The organism is Actinomyces viscosus (genome assembly GCF_900637975.1).
Taxonomy (GTDB): domain Bacteria; phylum Actinomycetota; class Actinomycetes; order Actinomycetales; family Actinomycetaceae; genus Actinomyces; species Actinomyces viscosus.
In genome coordinates, this window is sequence record NZ_LR134477.1 from 1,085,239 (window position 1) to 1,102,493 (window position 17,255).

The 17,255-nt window shown below is 65.8% G+C and carries 17 protein-coding genes and 1 pseudogene; 2 read left to right on the top strand and 16 right to left on the bottom strand.

The window, feature by feature from the left end; all coding sequences use genetic code 11:
• Positions 1 to 92: 92 nt before the first annotated feature.
• A complete protein-coding gene (locus EL340_RS04795; RefSeq protein ID WP_126413669.1) occupies positions 93 to 527 on the bottom strand; it encodes a VOC family protein in 435 nt (144 codons plus the stop codon).
• A gap of 132 nt (positions 528 to 659) precedes the next feature.
• Between EL340_RS04795 and EL340_RS16025 the strand changes: the two are divergent.
• Positions 660 to 1,178: pseudogene (locus tag EL340_RS16025) on the top strand (TetR/AcrR family transcriptional regulator); the annotation flags it as partial.
• Between the two features lie 66 nt (positions 1,179 to 1,244).
• Complete coding sequence (locus EL340_RS16030; RefSeq protein ID WP_197722390.1) at positions 1,245 to 1,640, top strand: DUF488 domain-containing protein; 396 nt, start codon at positions 1,245 to 1,247, stop codon at positions 1,638 to 1,640.
• A gap of 19 nt (positions 1,641 to 1,659) precedes the next feature.
• Here EL340_RS16030 and EL340_RS04805 read toward each other — a convergent pair whose 3' ends face one another.
• From EL340_RS04805 to EL340_RS04875, 15 genes are all read right to left on the bottom strand, one after another.
• Positions 1,660 to 2,055: a metal-sulfur cluster assembly factor gene (locus tag EL340_RS04805; protein WP_126413671.1), complete on the bottom strand. Its 396-nt coding sequence runs from the start codon at positions 2,053 to 2,055 to the stop codon at positions 1,660 to 1,662.
• Positions 2,056 to 2,177: 122 nt separating this feature from the next.
• On the bottom strand, positions 2,178 to 2,654 hold the full coding sequence (gene sufU / locus EL340_RS04810; protein ID WP_126415315.1) for a Fe-S cluster assembly sulfur transfer protein SufU: 477 nt from the start codon (positions 2,652 to 2,654) through the stop codon (positions 2,178 to 2,180).
• A gap of 2 nt (positions 2,655 to 2,656) precedes the next feature.
• Entirely contained in the window at positions 2,657 to 4,009 is a 1,353-nt protein-coding gene (locus EL340_RS04815) for a SufS family cysteine desulfurase (RefSeq protein ID WP_126413672.1), read from the bottom strand.
• Positions 4,010 to 4,166: 157 nt separating this feature from the next.
• Positions 4,167 to 4,916, bottom strand: coding sequence for a Fe-S cluster assembly ATPase SufC (gene sufC, locus EL340_RS04820; protein ID WP_126413673.1), 750 nt, complete (start codon positions 4,914 to 4,916; stop codon positions 4,167 to 4,169).
• 68 nt (positions 4,917 to 4,984) lie between these two features.
• Entirely contained in the window at positions 4,985 to 6,256 is a 1,272-nt protein-coding gene (locus tag EL340_RS04825; RefSeq protein WP_126413674.1) for a SufB/SufD family protein, read from the bottom strand.
• Positions 6,257 to 6,357: 101 nt separating this feature from the next.
• Positions 6,358 to 7,797 (bottom strand): Fe-S cluster assembly protein SufB, encoded by a 1,440-nt coding sequence (gene sufB / locus EL340_RS04830; RefSeq protein ID WP_126413675.1) that lies wholly within the window; start codon positions 7,795 to 7,797, stop codon positions 6,358 to 6,360.
• The gene (locus EL340_RS04835; RefSeq protein WP_126413676.1) at positions 7,794 to 8,528 is read right to left on the bottom strand and encodes a helix-turn-helix transcriptional regulator; all 735 of its coding nucleotides are present in this window, start codon (positions 8,526 to 8,528) and stop codon (positions 7,794 to 7,796) included. The genes sufB and EL340_RS04835 overlap by 4 nt, the downstream gene beginning before the upstream one ends.
• A gap of 401 nt (positions 8,529 to 8,929) precedes the next feature.
• Complete coding sequence (locus EL340_RS04840; RefSeq protein ID WP_126413677.1) at positions 8,930 to 9,850, bottom strand: glycoside hydrolase family protein; 921 nt, start codon at positions 9,848 to 9,850, stop codon at positions 8,930 to 8,932.
• 7 nt (positions 9,851 to 9,857) lie between these two features.
• Positions 9,858 to 10,817 (bottom strand): carbohydrate ABC transporter permease, encoded by a 960-nt coding sequence (locus EL340_RS04845; RefSeq protein WP_126413678.1) that lies wholly within the window; start codon positions 10,815 to 10,817, stop codon positions 9,858 to 9,860.
• A gap of 1 nt (position 10,818) precedes the next feature.
• Positions 10,819 to 11,736 (bottom strand): carbohydrate ABC transporter permease, encoded by a 918-nt coding sequence (locus EL340_RS04850; protein WP_126413679.1) that lies wholly within the window; start codon positions 11,734 to 11,736, stop codon positions 10,819 to 10,821.
• 115 nt (positions 11,737 to 11,851) lie between these two features.
• Positions 11,852 to 13,147 (bottom strand): extracellular solute-binding protein, encoded by a 1,296-nt coding sequence (locus tag EL340_RS04855; RefSeq protein WP_126413680.1) that lies wholly within the window; start codon positions 13,145 to 13,147, stop codon positions 11,852 to 11,854.
• A 109-nt stretch (positions 13,148 to 13,256) separates the two neighbouring features.
• The gene (locus EL340_RS04860; protein WP_126413681.1) at positions 13,257 to 14,261 is read right to left on the bottom strand and encodes a LacI family DNA-binding transcriptional regulator; all 1,005 of its coding nucleotides are present in this window, start codon (positions 14,259 to 14,261) and stop codon (positions 13,257 to 13,259) included.
• 165 nt (positions 14,262 to 14,426) lie between these two features.
• The gene (locus EL340_RS04865; protein WP_070658656.1) at positions 14,427 to 15,413 is read right to left on the bottom strand and encodes a LacI family DNA-binding transcriptional regulator; all 987 of its coding nucleotides are present in this window, start codon (positions 15,411 to 15,413) and stop codon (positions 14,427 to 14,429) included.
• Between the two features lie 40 nt (positions 15,414 to 15,453).
• Positions 15,454 to 16,209, bottom strand: coding sequence for a carbohydrate ABC transporter permease (locus EL340_RS04870; RefSeq protein WP_232023222.1), 756 nt, complete (start codon positions 16,207 to 16,209; stop codon positions 15,454 to 15,456).
• Between the two features lie 155 nt (positions 16,210 to 16,364).
• Positions 16,365 to 17,243 (bottom strand): carbohydrate ABC transporter permease, encoded by an 879-nt coding sequence (locus tag EL340_RS04875; RefSeq protein ID WP_075371002.1) that lies wholly within the window; start codon positions 17,241 to 17,243, stop codon positions 16,365 to 16,367.
• Between the last annotated feature and the right edge of the window lie 12 nt (positions 17,244 to 17,255).

Sequence of the window (17,255 nt, forward strand, 5' to 3'; positions counted from 1 at the left end):
CAGTAGCACCCAGACCGCGTGCCGTACGGCGGCGCCCTATGAGGACCGCCCCGCCCACCTCTCAGTACAGTCACCCAGCTTATTGGCACATCTCAGGCTGGATCGCTGCCGTCCTCGCGCTGCATATACCTGCTCCAGTAACCCGCCTCTGCCTTGATCTGCTCAACAACGTCGACCCACAGACCGCTGGGGTCGGCGAACCCGAACCGACGCTGCCCGAAGGGCTCGTCGGTAAGCGGGTACGTCACCGGCAGTCCCCTTCCGGTCAGCTCGGCGTGGGCGCTCGCCGCGTCGTCAACCTCCAACTCGAAGCACATGCCGCGTCCCGTGAAGGTATCCGGTCCGGGCGGAGCTGAAGGGTGGTCCGGTGTCATGAAGGCAATCGACGCACCACTGTCTGCGTCCGTCATGAGGGTGAACCAGGTGCTGTCGAAAACGGCGCGAAAACCGAGGTAGCGCTCCCAGAAGTCTCGCGACTCCTGCTTCTGGGCGGTGACGACGATCGGATAACGGTCTCGCAGGTGCATAACCGGCCTCCTGGGTCTCGGAGAACAATTCACATACTATGGGTATGTCAGAGTGTTCCACATACCCTCAGTATGTCAATCGTCGGAGGAAGCATGCCCGGAAATCGTCAGGCTCAACGCGCAGCGACGCAGATGGCGCTCATCTCCGAGGCAAGGTGGCGCTTCGCCGCTGAGGGCTATGCCTCGGTACGGCTGTCCGACGTCGTGGAGGCCTTGGGGATGACCAAGGGGGCGCTGTACCACCAGTTCGCCGGTAAGAAGGACCTCTTCCGGGCTGTTGTCCGGCAAGTGCAGCAGGAGGTCGCTGACCGAGTCGAGGCCGCGGCCCAACCCTGCACGGATCCTTGGGAGGAACTCGTCGCAGGCTGCGAGGCGTTTCTCACCTCCCACAGCAATCCCGAGACCCGGCAGATCATGCTCATTGACGCGCCGAGGGTACTGGGATGGCGCGAGTGGAAGGAGATGGATGGGGCCTGCTCGGAGAGACTTTTGACTGGGGTTCTGACCGAGCTCATGGGCGACGGTACTCTCACTCCCCGGCCGGTGGAGCCCGTGGCTCACCTCCTGTCCGGAGCGATGAACGAGGCCGCGCTCTGGCTTGCCGAAACCGACTCCCCCACAGCGCTGAAGGACACCATGGATACTCTCCTGTGCCTGCTCGGCTCGCTACGAGCCGATGGTGTCGTACCGGCCGGTAACGCGAGTACGGTCGAGGGTATGAGCGAGCGGCTTCCCTCTTCTGACAACGTGATCCTCAAGGGCATTCGCGAGGAGCCCAGCCCCGAGGACGGAATGCGGGTCCTGGTGGACCGTCTCTGGCCTCGCGGCGTGTCCAAGGAGCGCGCCGACCTGGACGAGTGGGCCAAGGACGCCACGCCCACCACCGAGCTGCGCCGGGCATTCCACAGCGGGGAGCTGCCCTGGCCCCAGTTCGTCGACGCCTACCGGGCCGAGCTCACCGAGCGGCCCGAGGCGGTAGCCGCCGTCGAGCACCTGCGCTCCGAGGCGCTGGATGGACGGATCACGCTCTTGTTCGCCGGCCACGACCACGTCCACTGCCACGCGCGCGTCCTGCGCGAGGCGGTGCTCGGCGTCGAGGAGGACCTGTCCTGATGTCGTGCTCGACAGGATCTCAGACGTTGAAGCCCAGGGCGCGCAGCTGCTCGCGGCCCTCGGGGGTGATCTTGTCCGGGCCCCACGGCGGCAGCCACACCCACTGGATGCGGACCTTGTCGGCAAGGAGGGACAGGGCCTGCTGGGCCTGCTCCTCGATGACGTCGGTCAGCGGGCAGGCAGCGGTCGTCAGGGTCATGTCGAGCACAACGGTCCCGTCGGGCTCGATCGACACCCCGTAGAGCAGACCGAGGTCAACGACGTTGATTCCGAGCTCGGGGTCGATGACGTCGCGCAGAGCCTCCTCGATAGCGGCGACGTCGACACCCTCGGTGCTGGCGACGGCGGCCGGCGCGTGCTGGGCGGCCATGGGGTTGTCGGCGGCGGCCGGCACCCCTGTGGGGTTCTCACTCATGGCTTCTCCTTCTCTTCTGCGGCAGCTCAGTCTTCGGGATGATGGGGATACGGCGGGGATACTGGGATGACGGGTCCTGGATGAGTCGGCTCCAGGCGGCCGGCGTACCGAGGCGCATCGGCCTACTCTGCGTCTGCCGGCTCGGCGGCGGGCAGGGCGACGCCGGACTTGGCCAGGGCGTCCTTGAGGGCCATCCAGCCCAGCAGGGCGCACTTGACGCGGTTGGGGTACTTCGAGACCCCCTCGAAGGCGGCTCCGTCCTCGAGGTCGTCCAGGATGGCGTCGTCAACGCCCTTGCCGCGTGAGTGCATGAGGGTGTCGAAGTCCGCCTCGAGGCGGGCCACGGTAGCCAGGTCCGCGCCGTCGACGAGGTCGTGCATGACCGAGATGGAGGCCTGGGAGATGGAGCAGCCGTCGCCCTTCCAGCCAATGGCCTCGATCCTGCCGTCCTTGACGCGCACCCCCAGGGTCACCTCGTCACCGCAGGTGGGGTTCACCTGGTGGCTGGTGGCGTCCGGGGCGTCGAGAGCCCCGGAGCCGTGACGCTCACGGGAGTGGTCGAGGATGACTTGCTGGTAGAGCTGGTCGAGTTCGTTCATGCTCACCTCTGGAAGTAGCGGCGGACGTCGGCGATGGCGGACAGGAAGCGGTCGACCTCTTCCGGGGTCGAGCAGACCCCGAAGGACAGGCGCGAGGAGGCGTGGATGCCGAAGTGCTTGTGGATCGGCTGGGCGCAGTGGTGCCCGGTGCGCACGGCGACGCCAGCGGCGTCGAGGACCTGTCCGACGTCGTGGGGGTGGACTCCCTCCATGGAGAAGGCAACCACGCCCAGGCGGTCCGTGGCGCCGGTCGGACCGATCAGGCGCAGCCCGGGAGCCTGGACGAGGCCGTCGAGCACCTGCCGGGTCAGGACCTGCTCAGTGGCGTGGAGCCGATCCAGGCCGATGCCGGCCAGGTACTCCACGGCCGTGCGCCACCCCGCGGCCTGCGCCAGCGGCTGGCTGCCGGCCTCGAAGCGGGGCGGGCCGCTCATGAAGGTCGATGACTCCATGGTGACGACCTCGATCATGGAGCCTCCGGTCAGCACCGGTGGCATCGCCGCGAGCAGCTCCTCGGTGGCCACGAGCGCGCCGATGCCGGTGGGGCCGAGCATCTTGTGGCTGGAGAGCACCATGGCGTCGACGCCCGCGGCCTTGAGCGCTCGGAAGTCCAGCGGGAGGTGGGCGGCCGACTGGCAGGTGTCCAGGACGACGAGGGCGCCGGCCTGCTGAGCGCGCGGCAGGATGAGGTCGAGCGGGCTGATCGCACCGGTGACGTTGGAGGCGTGGGTCAGTGCCAGCACACGGGTGCGCTCGGTGATGACGTCCAGCGTCGAGATGTCGATGCGTCCGTCCTCGGTGAGGTCCAGCCAGCGCAGTCTCGCGCCGGTGCGGGCGCACAGCTCCTGCCAGGGTACGAGGTTGGCATGGTGCTCTGCGCGCGTGACAACGATCTCGTCGCCCTCCCCGATGACAAGGCGCCGCGCCGGGTCGTCAGCGGCGGCGGGTCCGCCGCCCCGGGCCGCCGATCGGTCCAGGCTCGCGTGCCCGATGGCCAGGGCGACGAGGTTGATGGCCTCGGTGGCGTTCTTGGTGAAGACCAGCTCGCTTCCCCGCGCACCGACGAAGGCGGCCACGGCGTCGCGGGCGTCCTCGAAGGTGGCCGTGGCCTCGTCGGCGAGCTGGTAGGTCGATCGGCCCGCCGCGCCGTTGGAGGTGCGGTAGAAGTCCGCCTCGGTGGCGATGACACCGGCGGGCTTCTGGCTCGTGGCCGCCCAGTCCAGGTAGGCCAGCGGCTCGCCGTTGCGGGCGGGCCGCTCGAGGTAGGGGAAGTCGGCACGGATCGCGGCGACCTCCTGGGCACTGAGCGCGGTGGCCGAGGCCGCCCCGGTGGACGGCGCCGTGGACTGGGTCATGTGGTGCCTTTCCGATTCGATGCGATCTGTGCCGGGTATGCCCGCCGAGGGTTGGGCGCTGAGGTCACGAGGAACCTTAGTACCCCTGTGCGCCGGGACCGACGACGACGCCTCATGCGCGGCGCGCTGCCGTCGGCTCCGGCGCGGGTTCCGCCGGTCAGGCGAGGAAGCGGTCGTATCCCTCTTCCTCCAGGCGGTCGGCCAGGTCGGGGCCGCCGGCCTCGGCCACGCGCCCGTCGACGAAGACGTGGACGTAGTCGGGCTTGATGTAGCGCAGGATGCGCGTGTAGTGGGTGATGAGCAGGAAACCGGCGTCGGACTGGTCGTGGAGGCGGTTGACGCCCTCGGAGACGATGCGCAGGGCGTCGACGTCCAGACCGGAGTCGGTCTCGTCCAGGACGGCGAAGCGGGGACGCAGCAGCTCCATCTGAAGGATCTCGAAGCGCTTCTTCTCACCGCCGGAGAAGCCGGCGTTGACGTCACGCTGGGAGAAGGCGGGGTCCATGCGCAGGTTCTTCATGGCCTGGTTGACCTCGCCGACCCACTGGCGCACCTTGGGGGCCTCGCCGTCGATCGCGGTCTTGGCGGTGCGCAGGAAGTTGGCCACGGTGACGCCGGGGACCTCGACGGGGTACTGCATGGCCAGGAAGAGGCCGGCGCGGGCCCTCTCGTCCACGCTCATCTCTAGCAGGTCGACGCCGTCGAGGAGGACCTCGCCCTCGGTGACCTCGTAGTCGGGGTGGCCGGCGATGGAGTAGGCCAGGGTGGACTTGCCCGAGCCGTTGGGGCCCATGATGGCGTGGACCTCGTTGGAGTCAATGGTCAGGTCGACGCCCTTGAGGATGGGCTTGGGGCCGTCATTGGTGGCCACCTGGACGTGGAGGTTCTTGATCTGCAGAGTACTCATGCGACGTTTCTTTCAGCTGGATTCTGGTCTGGTAACGGGTGATGGGACCGCTGTACGGGTCCGACCTGTCACTCGGCCGCCGGTGCGGCGTCGGAGTCCTGGTCGTTGCGGGCCTCGATGAGGCCGGTGAGCTCGAGCTCCTTCTCGATGGCGGCCATGAGCCGCTCCTCGACCTCACCGACGCCGATCTCGGCGACGATCTCGTTGAAGAAGCCCAGGACCACCAGGCGACGGGCCTCAGCCTCGGGGATACCGCGGGCGCGCAGGTAGAACAGCTGCAAGTCGTCGAAGCGGCCGGTGGCGCTGGCGTGGCCCGCACCCTCGATGTTGCCGTTCTCGATCTCCAGGTTCGGCACGGAGTCGGCCTTGGCGCCCTCGGTCAGGACCAAGTTGCGGTTGAGCTCGTAGGTGTCGGTGCCGCGGGCGGCCTGGCCGATGAGGCAGTCACCCACCCACACGGCGTGCGCTCCCTCGCCCTGCAGGGCGCCCTTGTAGGTGACGCGGGAGTAGCAGTGGGGCTCGGTGTGGGCCACGTAGGGGCGGTGCTCCTGGTGCTGGCCGGCGTCGGTTAAGTAGACGCCGTAGGCGTCGATGTGCCCGCCCTCGCCGGAGAAGCCCAGATCGGGGCAGATGCGCACGTCCCCGCCGAGGCTGACGACGACGTGCTTGAGAACGCCCCGGCCAGTAACCCTCACCCGGTGGTTGGAGGCGTGGACGGCGTCGTCCTCCCAGCCCTGGACGGTCACCAGGGTGAGCTCGGCGCCGTCGGCGACCGTCACCTCGACGCCCTGCGTCAGGGCCGCGGTGCCGGTGTGGTCGAGCAGAACGGTTCCCCTCGCACCGGGCTCGGCGGCGACGAGGATGTGCTGGGCGGTGGGGCGGGCGAGCTCCGGGTCCTGGCCGACGACGGTCAGCCGGGCGGCCCGCTCCAGCTGGGCGCCTGCCTCAAGGGTCAGCACGGTGGCGGTGTCAGTGCCGTTCCAGGCGGTGACCCCGGTGCGGTCGACCGGAGCGCCCACGGTCCCGATGCGGGCGTCGCTGCGCGCGACGGTCTCGAGGCGGGCGCCGTCGGGAAGGTCGGCCTCCAGACGGACGGCACCGGTATCGGCAGCGGCCTCGCCGGCGGCCGTGGCCGCGCGAACGGCGTCGAGGTCGAACAACGGGGCGAAGCGCTTCATGGGCGTGAAGCGCCACTCCTCCTCACGTCCGCGCGGCACCGGGATGTCGGCGGGGTCGAAGGAGGTGGGGCGGTCGGCGCGCGAGGAGACGTAGCGCGGCCCGCCGTGGGAGTGGGCACCCTCGAGCGTGGCGCTCGAGTGGTCGGTGGAGAGTTCAGGCATGTGGAGGTGCTCCTTGGCCGGCATCCGGCCGGCGTGATCAGGTGTGGTTCGAAGGCTGAATGAGCTGGGCGGGCTGAGTGAGACGGTCCGGCGCGGCGGTCTCAGCCCACCGAGTTCTCCATCTGCAGCTCGATGAGCCGGTTGAGCTCGAGGGCGTACTCCATGGGCAGCTCGCGGGCGATGGGCTCGACGAAGCCGCGCACGATCGTGGCCATGGCCTCGGTCTCGGTCAGGCCGCGCTGCATGAGGTAGAAGAGCTGGTCGGCGCTCACCTTGGAGACGGTGGCCTCGTGACCCATCTCGACGTCGTCGGTGCGCACGTCGACGTAGGGGTAGGTGTCCGAGCGGGAGATCTCGTCGACCAGGAGGGCGTCGCACAGCACGTTGGACTTGGAGTGACGGGCGTTCTTCATGATCTGCACCAGACCGCGGTAGGCGCTGCGCCCACCGTGGCGGGCGATCGACTTGGAGACGATGTGGCTGGAGGTGTAGGGCGCCATGTGGACCATCTTGGCGCCGGTGTCCTGGTGCTGGTCCGCGCCGGCGAAGGCGATGGACAGGGCCTCACCACGGGCGTGGGGCCCCATGAGGAAGACGGCCGGGTACTTCATGTTCCGCTTGGAACCGATGTTGCCGTCAACCCACTCCATGGTGGCGCCCTCCTCGCAGGTAGCGCGCTGGGTCACCAGGTTGTAGACGTTGTTGGACCAGTTCTGGATGGTCGTGTAGCGCACGCGGGCGTTCTTCTTGACCACGATCTCCACGATCGCCGAGTGCAGGGAGTCGGTGGAGTAGATGGGCGCGGTGCAGCCCTCGACGTAGTGGACGTAGGAGTCCTCGTCGGCGATGATGAGCGTGCGCTCGAACTGGCCCATGTTCTCGGTGTTGATGCGGAAGTAGGCCTGGAGCGGGATCTCGACGTGGACGCCCTTGGGGACGTAGATAAAGGAGCCTCCGGACCACACGGCCGTGTTGAGGGCGGCGAACTTGTTGTCGCCTGCGGGGATGACGGTCCCGAAGTACTCCTTGACCAGCTCGGGGTACTCGCGCACGGCGGTGTCGGTGTCGACGAAGATGACCCCCTGCTCCTCCAGGTCGCCGCGGATCTGGTGGTAGACGACCTCCGACTCGTACTGGGCGGCCACGCCCGCCACCAGGCGCTCGCGCTCGGCCTCGGGGATACCGATGCGGTCGTAGGTGTTCTTGATGTCCTCGGGCAGGTCGTCCCAGGAGTTAGCCGGGCGGTCTGTGGAGCGCACGTAGTACTTGACGGCGTCCATGTCGAGCTGAGACAGGTCCACGCCCCACGTGGGCATGGGCTTGCGCTCGAAGGTGGAGTAGGCCTTGAGACGCTTGGCGAGCATCCACTCGGGTTCGCCCTTGATGGCGGAGATCTCACGGACCACCTGCTCATCGAGGCCTCGTTTGGCCTTCTCACCGGCTTCGTCGGAGTCGTGCCAGCCGAAGTCGTAGCTCGTTGAGATCGAGTCGATGATCTCGTCGTCGGTGCTACGCACAGTCTCGGTTGTTGGCAGTGTCATCGGGTTCCTTCCATTCGCTTGGTCTCAAGGCCTCGCGTCTTAGCAGCCGCCCGGACAGCGCGCTTGCGCAGCGCGGGCATGGCGATCGGAATGTGAGTGGTACAGACGTGCTCGCCTCCGGCCAGGGTGGCCAGGCGCTGGACGGGAACGCCCACGAGGCGGGAGATCGCCTGCGTCTCGGCATCGCACAGCTCGTGGAACTCTCCGGCGACGTCCCGCACCGGGCAGTTGCCCTGGCACAGCTGGACGGCGAAGGACCCGTCTCCGACGTCGCGCACCGAGGCCGCGTACCCGTCGAGGGTGAGGGCGTCGGCCAGGGCACGGGCCCGTTCCGAGGGGTCCTTGCCGGCCGATTCGACGACGGCGGCATAGCGACGCTCCAGGTCCCGCCCCCGGGCGGCGGCGAAGGAGTCGACCGCCTTGTCCCCGGCGACCTGGGACAGGTAGTGCAGGGCGCGGTTGGCCAGGTCGGAGTAACCCTCCGCGAAGGAGGTGCGCGCCTTGGGCGTCAGGACGTAGTGCCGCGCGGGGCGCCCGCGACCTCGTTTGCCCGTGAGGGCCGGGGTGTGGACCTCGATCTGCTCGGCATCCTCGAGCGCGGTGATGTGCCTGCGCACCGCTGCCGGTGTCAGGCTCAGGACCTTGGCGAGCTGGGCCGCCGAAACGGGGCCCTTCTCCGCGATGAGGTCGAGCACGCGCGCCCGGGTAGAGTCCTCGTCGCTCTGCGCCATGACTGCTCTCCTCCCCTAGTCGCTGACGACGTCTCACGGCCTGATCCCGTTGCGGCCGGTTCGACCACGTCCTTGTTGGCCGAGAGTGTCCGTGAACCAGTCCGAGGGCTGGCCCAGGATCGGCTGCGGGGCGTCGCTGGTCGTCGTGCCACGAGTTTAACCAAGATCATGCTTGCCGAATTCAACGCTGGCAAGTTCATGACGGGGCGTCGCGAGGTGGGATTGAACACGTCACCTAATCAAAGGTAACCCTTACCTAGGAATACCTAACTAGTCGGTCGTCAGGGAGGGAGGCCTGTCTGTCTCCATCCACAGCTCACCGGGTCTGTGACGCCGTCGGCCACCACCTGCGGCAGCCGGGTGAGGAGCGCGAGGCCCCCGCCCCCTCCTAACGCGACCTTCTAGCGCCCGTCTCGGGGCGCAAGCTCGATGTCCGTCCAGGCCAGCGGGTCCGGAGCCGCCCCGATGAACTCGCCGTCAACGATGTTCTCGAAACCCGTGAAGACCCAGGTGCGGTCACGCAGCTGGAGCAGCTGACCGGCGTAGAGATGATCCGGGCGCACGTACCTGGCGCCGTCAATGTCCCAGGGCCCTAGCGGCCCCTCCCCCTCGGCGACCCACACCCCGCCAGGCCCGGCTTCCGCCTTCATGTCATCCCCGCAGGAGAAGACGAGGAGATGGTGACCGTCGACGCACCGACTCTGGGATACCTCCAGCTGTCCGAAGACTGACGGAGTGGTCAACGGGGGACAGACCTGCCAGTGGTCGAGGTCATCGGAGACGGCATGACCGATGACGCCGGCACGGTAGTTCTCGGCACCCCTTGCCCGTGCGGTGATGAGCATATGCCACCTGCCGTCGTGCTCGAAGACGAAGGGGTCCCTCCAGTGCTCGGCACCGGAGGCGTCCGTCTCCTTCTTTTCGTACCACCTGGCATCCGCCTCCAGCGGCTCGCTGCAGGAGCGTCTGAAGGTCACGCCGTCGGTGGAGTCGGCCCAGCCGATACGCTGCACCAGGCCGTCCTCCGCTCGAGAGATACCGGTGTAGAAGACCCTCAACGTGCCATCGGGTCTGATGATGGTGGAGCCGGTCCAGATGGCCTTGTCGTCGAAGGCCGGACCGTCGGAGTGGACCAGGGCGTCGGGCAGCAGCCTCCAGCTGCGCGCGTCGTCGGAGACGGCGTGGCCCATGGAGGCGCGGAAGTGCCGCCGCTCCGGATCGTGCAGCGCGCGTGACGCCCTGAGGAAGAAGAGGTGGTAACGCTCGCCGTCGTCACAGATCCAGTGGTCCCACAGCCAGTGGTCGGAAAGCCGCAAAGACATGATTCGTTCACCCCTTCACCGCTGTGCCCGCCAGGGACGCCACGAAGGAGCGCTGGAACAGCACGAAGATGATGAGGACGGGCAGAGTGATGAGCGTGCCGTAGGCCATGATCTGACCCCAGACCGGGTTGAGTTGGAAGAAGTACTGCATACCGACGCTCGCGGGCCGCATCGACTCCTCCTGGATGACCATGAGCGGCCACAGGTAGGAGTTCCAGGCGGGCAGCATCGTGATGATGGCGACCGTGGCGAAGGTCGGACCGGACAGGGGCACGACGATCCGTGAGTAGATCGTCCACCAGGACGCGCCATCGACGCGGGCCGCCTCGTCGATCTCCTTCGGGATGTCACCGAAGTGCTGAGCGAACAGGAAGATGGACAGGGCGTTGGCGATGAAGGGCAGGATCTGCACCTGGTAGGTGTTGAGCATCCCCTGCTTGACGAGGAACCCGTCGACCACCCACTGCACCGAGGGCAGCTTGGCGACCCAGTACACGAGCGGCACGGCGATGGTCTCGAAGGGAACCATCAGGGTGGCCAGGACGAGTGAGAGCACGATGCTCTTGCCCTTCCAGCGCATGCGGGAGATCGCGAATCCGATCATCGAGTTGACGATGAGACCGAGCACGACGATCGCAACCGTGACAACGAGCGAGTTCGTGATGAACCGCGCCGCAGGAACTCGCTCGAAGACGCCGGAGTAGTTGTTCAGTGACAGGTGCCCGGTCGGCAGGAACGCCTTGAGGGAGCCGAGGTCGGCGAAGATCTGCTGATCGTCCTTGAAGGAGGAGAAGACCATGAAGAGCAGGGGGAAGACGGCGACGCACGAGGCGACGACGAGGCCGAGATAGGTCAGGGCCCTGGATCGCCTCCTGGTGGCGGCACGACCACGGCGGCGCGGGTCCCCATGGGCGGAATGACGTGCGTCAACGGGCGCGGTCGAGGCGGCGGTTGTCTCAGCGGCCATGTCAGTCCTTCTCCCTGGTGAGCCGGCGCTGGATGAGGCTGATGAGCAGGACGGCGACGAAGAAGATGAGCGAGATGGCGCTGCCGTATCCCATGTCCTGCTCGCGGTAGCCCTTGCGCACCGCGTGATAGACGATCGTCGAGGTGGCGTCCTGGGGACCGCCGGAGGTCATGACGTCGACCTGGACGAACAGGCCCAGCGCGGCGATCGTGATGGTGACGAGGATGAAGACCATTGTCGAGTGCAGGCCCGGCCAGGTGATGTAGCGGAAGCGCTGCCATCCGTTGACGCCATCGAGGTCGGCGGCCTCGTAGAGAACCGGGTCGATCATCTGCAGCCCGGAGAGCCAGATGATCATGTGGAAGCCGACCGCCTGCCAGATGGACAGCAGGATGATTGCCGGCATCGCGGTGCCGGGGTTGCTGAGCCACGCGACGGCGGTCCACCCGCCCCCGGTGACGGTGTTGAGCATCGAGTTGAACAGTCCGTTGTCCTGGTAGAAGAAGCTCCACAGGATGGAGACGACGACCATCGAGGTCACCACCGGCATGAAGATCATCGTGCGGAAGGCCGTGACGCCCTTGACCTTCTGGTTGACGAGGATCGCCAGTGCCAGGGCGAGACCGGACTGGCAGGGCACGACGATGAGCGCGAAGAAGGCCGTGTTCGTCAGGGACCGGATGAAGGTCGGGTCGTCGATGAAGGCCCGGACGAAGTTCTCGATCCCGATGAACTGCGGCGGGTTGGGCGAGATGAGGCGGGTGTTGGTGAAGGACAGAATGAAGGTGAGCAGAATCGGGATGCCCATGAAGAGCAGGAGGAGCACAAGTGCCGGCGAGCTCATGAGCCACGCCGTCCGCGCCTCCCGGCGCAGCGCGGCGCTCCTGCCGCGACGCCTCGTGATGGTGGGGGCTGCCATGTCGGTTCCATTCCCGGCGGGACGCTCACGCGCCCCGCCGGATCGATGCTGATGTGGAAAGGTGGTACGGCTACTGTCCGGCCGTACGATCAGGGGGCCCAGTGAGCCACTCGGCTCACTTGGCCTTGTATCCGTCGTTCGACTTGATGTCGGCATTGATGTCCTTGACCGCCTGGTCGAGGGTCGACTTGACATCGGAGCCGGAGACGATGTCACGGGCGGCCTTGTCGAAGATCGAGGAGATGACCTTGTAGCCGGGCGTCGCGGGACGTAGGAGGGCGTACTTCTTGCCGATCTCGTAGACGGGCTCCAGCGGCTTGCCCTCGCCGTAGTACTTCGTCTTCGGGATGGCGGACTCGATCGACGGGAAAGTGCCGATCGCGTCCGAGTACTGGACGAGGTACTTGTCCTGCATGAGGAACTCGATGAACTTGTTCGCAGCCGCGGCGTTCTTCGAGGAGGACGACACACCCCACTGCCAGGAGCCGCCTCCCACGTGCGCTCCCGCGCCGAAGTCGACGGGCGGGAGGATGAGGACGTCGTCGGCCCCGAACGTCTCCTGGGCCTTGAGGACCTTCCATCCTCCTGTGTACACCAGTGGCACCTTGCCCTGTAGGAAGTCCTGACCGTCCTTGGCCGGGGTCTGCGAGGCGTAGTTGGAGGTGAACAACGAGCGGAACCAGGTACCCCACTCGACGGCCTTGTCCGAGTTGAGGAAGCCTTCGGCGGTCCCGTAGGTCTTGCGGTCGATGAGGTCTCCGCCGAAGGACTGGAGCAAGGGGGCGTAGGCGTAGGGCCACCACTCGGCGGTGTCCCACACGGACATGTCGATGGCGTGCTCGAAGCCGTCGAGCTTGGAGAGCTTGTCGAGGGCGTCCATGAACTCGTCCTTCGTCCACGGCTTGTCGATCGTGGGGACGGCGACACCGGCCTGGTCGAAGGCGGACTTGCGGCCGAGGAAGCACAGCGAGGTGTCGTAAGGGCCGACGGAGTAGAGCTTGTCGTTCCAGACTCCCTTGGCCGAGTCGATGACCTTGTCCTGGAGATCCTGGGAAATCGTCAACGGCGAGAGGTACCCGGCCCAGGCCCAGTTCGGCATGATGGGGCCGTCGAGGTCGAGGATGTCGGGCAGGTTGCCTGAGACGGCCGCGGAGGCGATGGCGTCGTTGTAGGACTCCTGCGGGAAGGACTTCACCGTGACCTGGGTGTCGGGGTTGGCGTCGTTGAAGTCCTTGACCGCGCTGTTGACGACGTCGAGCTCCTCCTTGTTGCCCCCGTTGTGGGTCCACAGCGTGATGCCGCCGGCGGCGGAGCCGGAGCCCTTGCCGGACTGGGAGGAGCAGGCAGCGAGCGTGGCCGCGACGGCGGCGGCTCCACCGACGGCGAGGAACGAGCGACGGGTGGTCATCATGATGGCACTCCTTTGTGTGTCAGCGTGACTGCTGGGTTGGGGATCTTTCTCCACCCATTGGGCGGAGAGCTGGTGGGTCGACTTCGTAGCGACAGGCCCGAGCCGCGGCTCAGAAGGCGGGCGGCGCCGTGGAGGCGCGCTGGATGAGGGGGCAAGGGAAACGAGTGACGTCCGGCAGCCCGGCGGCATGTCCCGCGGCGAGCTCACGGGTGAGCCACTCGGCCATCTCCCAGTGCGGCAGTCGCATTGTGGTCAGTCGGGGATCGAGGTTCGTGGAGATGAGGGCGAGGTCGTCGAAGCCGATGACGGAGAGGTCCATGGGGATGGAGATCCCCAGGCGCGCCGCCTGTCGGAAGACACCAGCGGCGAGGGCGTCGTTGTAGCAGAAGACGGCGGTGGGGCGCTCGGACCGGTCAAGGAGCCGGCCGGCGACGGCGTCGACGCTGTCCGGATCAAGCCCACCGACGACGACGAGTGACTCGTCGACTGCGATCCCGGCCTCCCGGAGGCTGTCTCGGTAGGAGTCGGAGCGCTCGCGCACCGCAATGCTCCCGGTGTCGTCGTGCCCGAGGTAGCCGATGCGGCGGTGACCCAGACCGATGAGGTGGGCGACGGCGTCGTGGGCGCCTTGGCGCTCGTCGGGGACAACGCCGGGCACCCCGGGACGGTCGGCAACGCCGTTGAGTACGACGACGTCCTCGATCTGCTCGGGTACGGAGACGACGCGGTGGTACATGGAGGCGATGACCACCTGGTTCACTCGCCGGGCGACCATCTCGCGGACGGCCTCCTCCGCGGCGACACCATCGCGTCCTGCGTCGGTGAGGAGAACCGACCACCCGAGGTCCTGACTGGTGGACAGGACGGAGTCGATCATCGAGACGGCGTAGGGGGTGGACAGGACGCGCTCGCCGATGACCCCTATCGTCTGCGTCCGGCCGTTGCGCATGCCCCCGGCGATGGCGTCACGGACGTAGCCGAGCTCCTCGGCGGCCGTGCGGACACGCTCCGCCTTGGGCTCGCTCACGCGCCCCTCGGACTTGCCGGAGAGCACGAGGGAGGCAGCGGCCTTGGAGACGCCGGCAGCCGCAGCAACGTCGGCAAGGGTCGTCATCGTCCCTCTCCCCTTCCTGATGGGAGGTCCGGCCCCGGTGCCGGACACGAGAGAATCATGACCTCAACCACACTCACACGTCAACCGGTTAACCGCATTGAGTCGAGGCGATTAATCGGTTGATGCTCCGGGACGTCGTCCGGCGCACGGGTACCAGACTCTGTACTAGATGGTGAGAACAGATGCTCTTGCGACAGGCGGGCATGAGATCTTGAGCTGGTTGTGGCCGGGAACCTCCTCGACGCCGAGGAGCGCACGCACGCCCGCGGCACCCAGCTCGTAGTGCGGCAGTGACACCGTAGACAGGGGCGGATGAAGATGCGCCGCAATAACCTCTTGATTGTCAAAACCTACGACCGAGACATCATCCGGAACCGTCGCTCCCCGATCTCTCAGTGCGTCGTACAGGCCCATCGCGACACGGTCGTTATGACAGCACACGCCGGTGGCCCCAGAGGCGAGCACCCTCGACCCAGCATCGAAACCGCCCTCCTGATCCGGCTGTACGTCCCACACGAGAGCCGGGTCGACCCTGATCCCGGCAGCTTCCAGGGCGGCACGGTAGCCGGCGAGCCGGCCGATTCGCGCAGGCGAGTCGATCATCGTGTTGATGAAGGCGATGCGACGATGCCCCTGTGTCAGAAGCATCTGCGCGGCAGCCCTACCGCCCTCAAACTCATCCGGGACGACACTCGGCAAGTGACCGGCTTCGTCATAGCAATTGACTAGGACCGACTCCGTCTCATCCAGAGCCTCGGGAGGAACCACGCCTCTGTGGTACCAACGGGAATAGAGAATGCCGCGGACGTTGTACTGCAGCATCATCGACATCGCACGGTTCTCCGCCTCCGCGTTATTCTCCGTGTTGGCGACGAGAAGAATATGACCATGCCGCCACGCCTCCTCCTGGGCGCCGTGGACAATCTGACCGGCGAACGGGGTTGAGGCGATGGAGTCGGCGACGAGCCCGATGAAGGGGCTGCCGCCCTTGACCAAGGTCTTCGCCAGCACGTTCGGGCGATACCCCAGTCTCTCAACCGCGTCCAGGACCCGCCGCCTGGCTTCCGTGCCGATCCGTACACCCTGCTTGTCGTTGACGACGTGAGACACCGTCGTTACAGAAACCCCGGCCTCCTGCGCCACTTGCTTCATCGTGACACGAGAGTCACGCCCGCTCGCCAGATGCACTGGCTCACCCCTTCGTCGAACCGTTCTCAAGCCCGTATATCATAGCCTTACTCAGCACAAGGAACATGAGCAAGAGGGGAGTAACGGTCACGGCGACGGCGGCGAAGGTCGCCGTCCAGTCCGTCTTCCCCATGTTGCCGATGTAGTTCTGCAGTCCGAGCGGAATCGTCTTAAGGCCCTCAGTAAGGACGAATGTGTTGGCGAAAACGAACTCATTCCAGATGAAGATCGCGTTGACCATGACCACGGTGACGACCGTATTGAGAGACATGGGCAAGGTGATTCTGGTGAAGATCCTGTAGGGACCCGCACCATCGATCGAGGCTGCTTCGTAGATCGACTTAGGGATGTAGCTGAAGAACGAAATGAACAGGAACAGCGACATCGGGAGGGCGAATCCGGCCAGCGGGATGATGATCGCGATATGGGTATCCAGAAGGCCTATCTTCGAGTAGTCGACGAACAGTGGTACGAGAGCGATCTGCACGGGGACGACGATCCCCATGAGGAACAGTGAGCGCACAATTCCGGCCCCCCTGAAGCCTAGCACCTGAATGGCGTAGGCCCCCATCATTCCGCACACCACGATGAGAAGGCAGGCTCCGATCGTCACGATCGCGGAATTGAGAATGTAAGTCAGAACGTCCCCTTGCTCGAATGCCCTGAAAAAGTTCTCCAGAGTGAACGACGAGGGGATGCCGACCGGATTGTTCGCTGCAAAGTCCTCGGGCGAACGAACTGATGTGAGGATCAGCCACATGAACGGGTACCTGGATGAGCAGGACTAGTCCGAGCAGCACCTTATGAACGATCTGCACCTTGCGCAAGCGCTTGCGCCGCCTGGGAGCCGACATCTGCGGATCAGGGACGAACAGCGGCTTGGGAACGCTCGGTGTTGCGCCAGGAACAGTCATGTCAGTCATTCCCCCTGCGAATGAGACCAAAGATGAAGGCGACGGCAACGAGACACTCGAGCACGATGAACACGGAGATAGCCGAGGCATACCCGTAGTTCGTGGAGACAAAGGCCGTCTTGTACATGTATGTCGTCACAAGTTCGGATGACTGCCCGGGCCCTCCATTCGTGAGCAGATATGGGATATCGAACCCCCGCAGGCCGTAGGTGACGACCATGACCATGGTCGTGGCCCACACGGGCCGGATATGGGGGAAACGGATCTTGACGAAGACCTTCCAGGCGCTCGCGCCGTCGAGCTGCGCAGCTTCCTCCAGCTCACGCGGCACGGACAGCAGGGCTGCGTAGAAGATGATCGTGTAGAGGCCCAGGAACCGCCACCCCTCCGGGATGGACACTGCCGTGAGAACCGTATGAATATTAGACAGCCAGGGCTTTTCGAGAGCGTCAAGACCAACCATTCCCAGAATGGTGTTGACCAACCCCTTGGGGTCGAAGGAATAGATTCGCTGGAATAGAAGGGCGATCGCGGTGGTCGAGATAACCGCCGGCATGAGATAAAGAACCTTCAGCACCTCACGTCCTCGGGTGATTGTCAGCAGGAGCAGCGCGACTCCGAGGCCGAGGCCCATCTGGATGACGACGCAGATCACCAGGTAGACGAGTTGGTTGACGAAAGCCTTCCAGAACGTGGGATCAGCGGAAAACATCTTGATGTAGTTGTCAATACCGACAAACTGCATGTTCGTAATGCCGTCCCACTTGTAGAAACTCAGAACGAGCGACTGCACGATGGGCAGAAGCACACCACCTCCAAACAAAAGAACGGGTGGCGTCAGGAACACGAGGACGGAGAGTCGAGACCTGTAGGGGAGCATTATGCCTTCTTG

Coding starts and splice junctions, on each gene's coding strand:
- EL340_RS04815 (WP_126413672.1), bottom strand. CDS start 4,009: ATGACCCAGTCCACGGCGCCGTCCACCGGGGCGGCCTCGGCCACCGCG.
- EL340_RS16030 (WP_197722390.1), top strand. CDS start 1,245: ATGAGCGAGCGGCTTCCCTCTTCTGACAACGTGATCCTCAAGGGCATT.
- EL340_RS04795 (WP_126413669.1), bottom strand. CDS start 527: ATGCACCTGCGAGACCGTTATCCGATCGTCGTCACCGCCCAGAAGCAG.
- EL340_RS04875 (WP_075371002.1), bottom strand. CDS start 17,243: ATGCTCCCCTACAGGTCTCGACTCTCCGTCCTCGTGTTCCTGACGCCA.
- EL340_RS04870 (WP_232023222.1), bottom strand. CDS start 16,209: ATGTGGCTGATCCTCACATCAGTTCGTTCGCCCGAGGACTTTGCAGCG.
- sufB (WP_126413675.1), bottom strand. CDS start 7,797: ATGACACTGCCAACAACCGAGACTGTGCGTAGCACCGACGACGAGATC.
- EL340_RS04850 (WP_126413679.1), bottom strand. CDS start 11,736: ATGGCAGCCCCCACCATCACGAGGCGTCGCGGCAGGAGCGCCGCGCTG.
- EL340_RS04805 (WP_126413671.1), bottom strand. CDS start 2,055: ATGAGTGAGAACCCCACAGGGGTGCCGGCCGCCGCCGACAACCCCATG.
- EL340_RS04840 (WP_126413677.1), bottom strand. CDS start 9,850: ATGTCTTTGCGGCTTTCCGACCACTGGCTGTGGGACCACTGGATCTGT.
- sufU (WP_126415315.1), bottom strand. CDS start 2,654: ATGAACGAACTCGACCAGCTCTACCAGCAAGTCATCCTCGACCACTCC.
- sufC (WP_126413673.1), bottom strand. CDS start 4,916: ATGAGTACTCTGCAGATCAAGAACCTCCACGTCCAGGTGGCCACCAAT.
- EL340_RS04860 (WP_126413681.1), bottom strand. CDS start 14,261: ATGACGACCCTTGCCGACGTTGCTGCGGCTGCCGGCGTCTCCAAGGCC.
- EL340_RS04825 (WP_126413674.1), bottom strand. CDS start 6,256: ATGCCTGAACTCTCCACCGACCACTCGAGCGCCACGCTCGAGGGTGCC.
- EL340_RS04865 (WP_070658656.1), bottom strand. CDS start 15,413: ATGAAGCAAGTGGCGCAGGAGGCCGGGGTTTCTGTAACGACGGTGTCT.
- EL340_RS04835 (WP_126413676.1), bottom strand. CDS start 8,528: ATGGCGCAGAGCGACGAGGACTCTACCCGGGCGCGCGTGCTCGACCTC.
- EL340_RS04845 (WP_126413678.1), bottom strand. CDS start 10,817: ATGGCCGCTGAGACAACCGCCGCCTCGACCGCGCCCGTTGACGCACGT.
- EL340_RS04855 (WP_126413680.1), bottom strand. CDS start 13,147: ATGATGACCACCCGTCGCTCGTTCCTCGCCGTCGGTGGAGCCGCCGCC.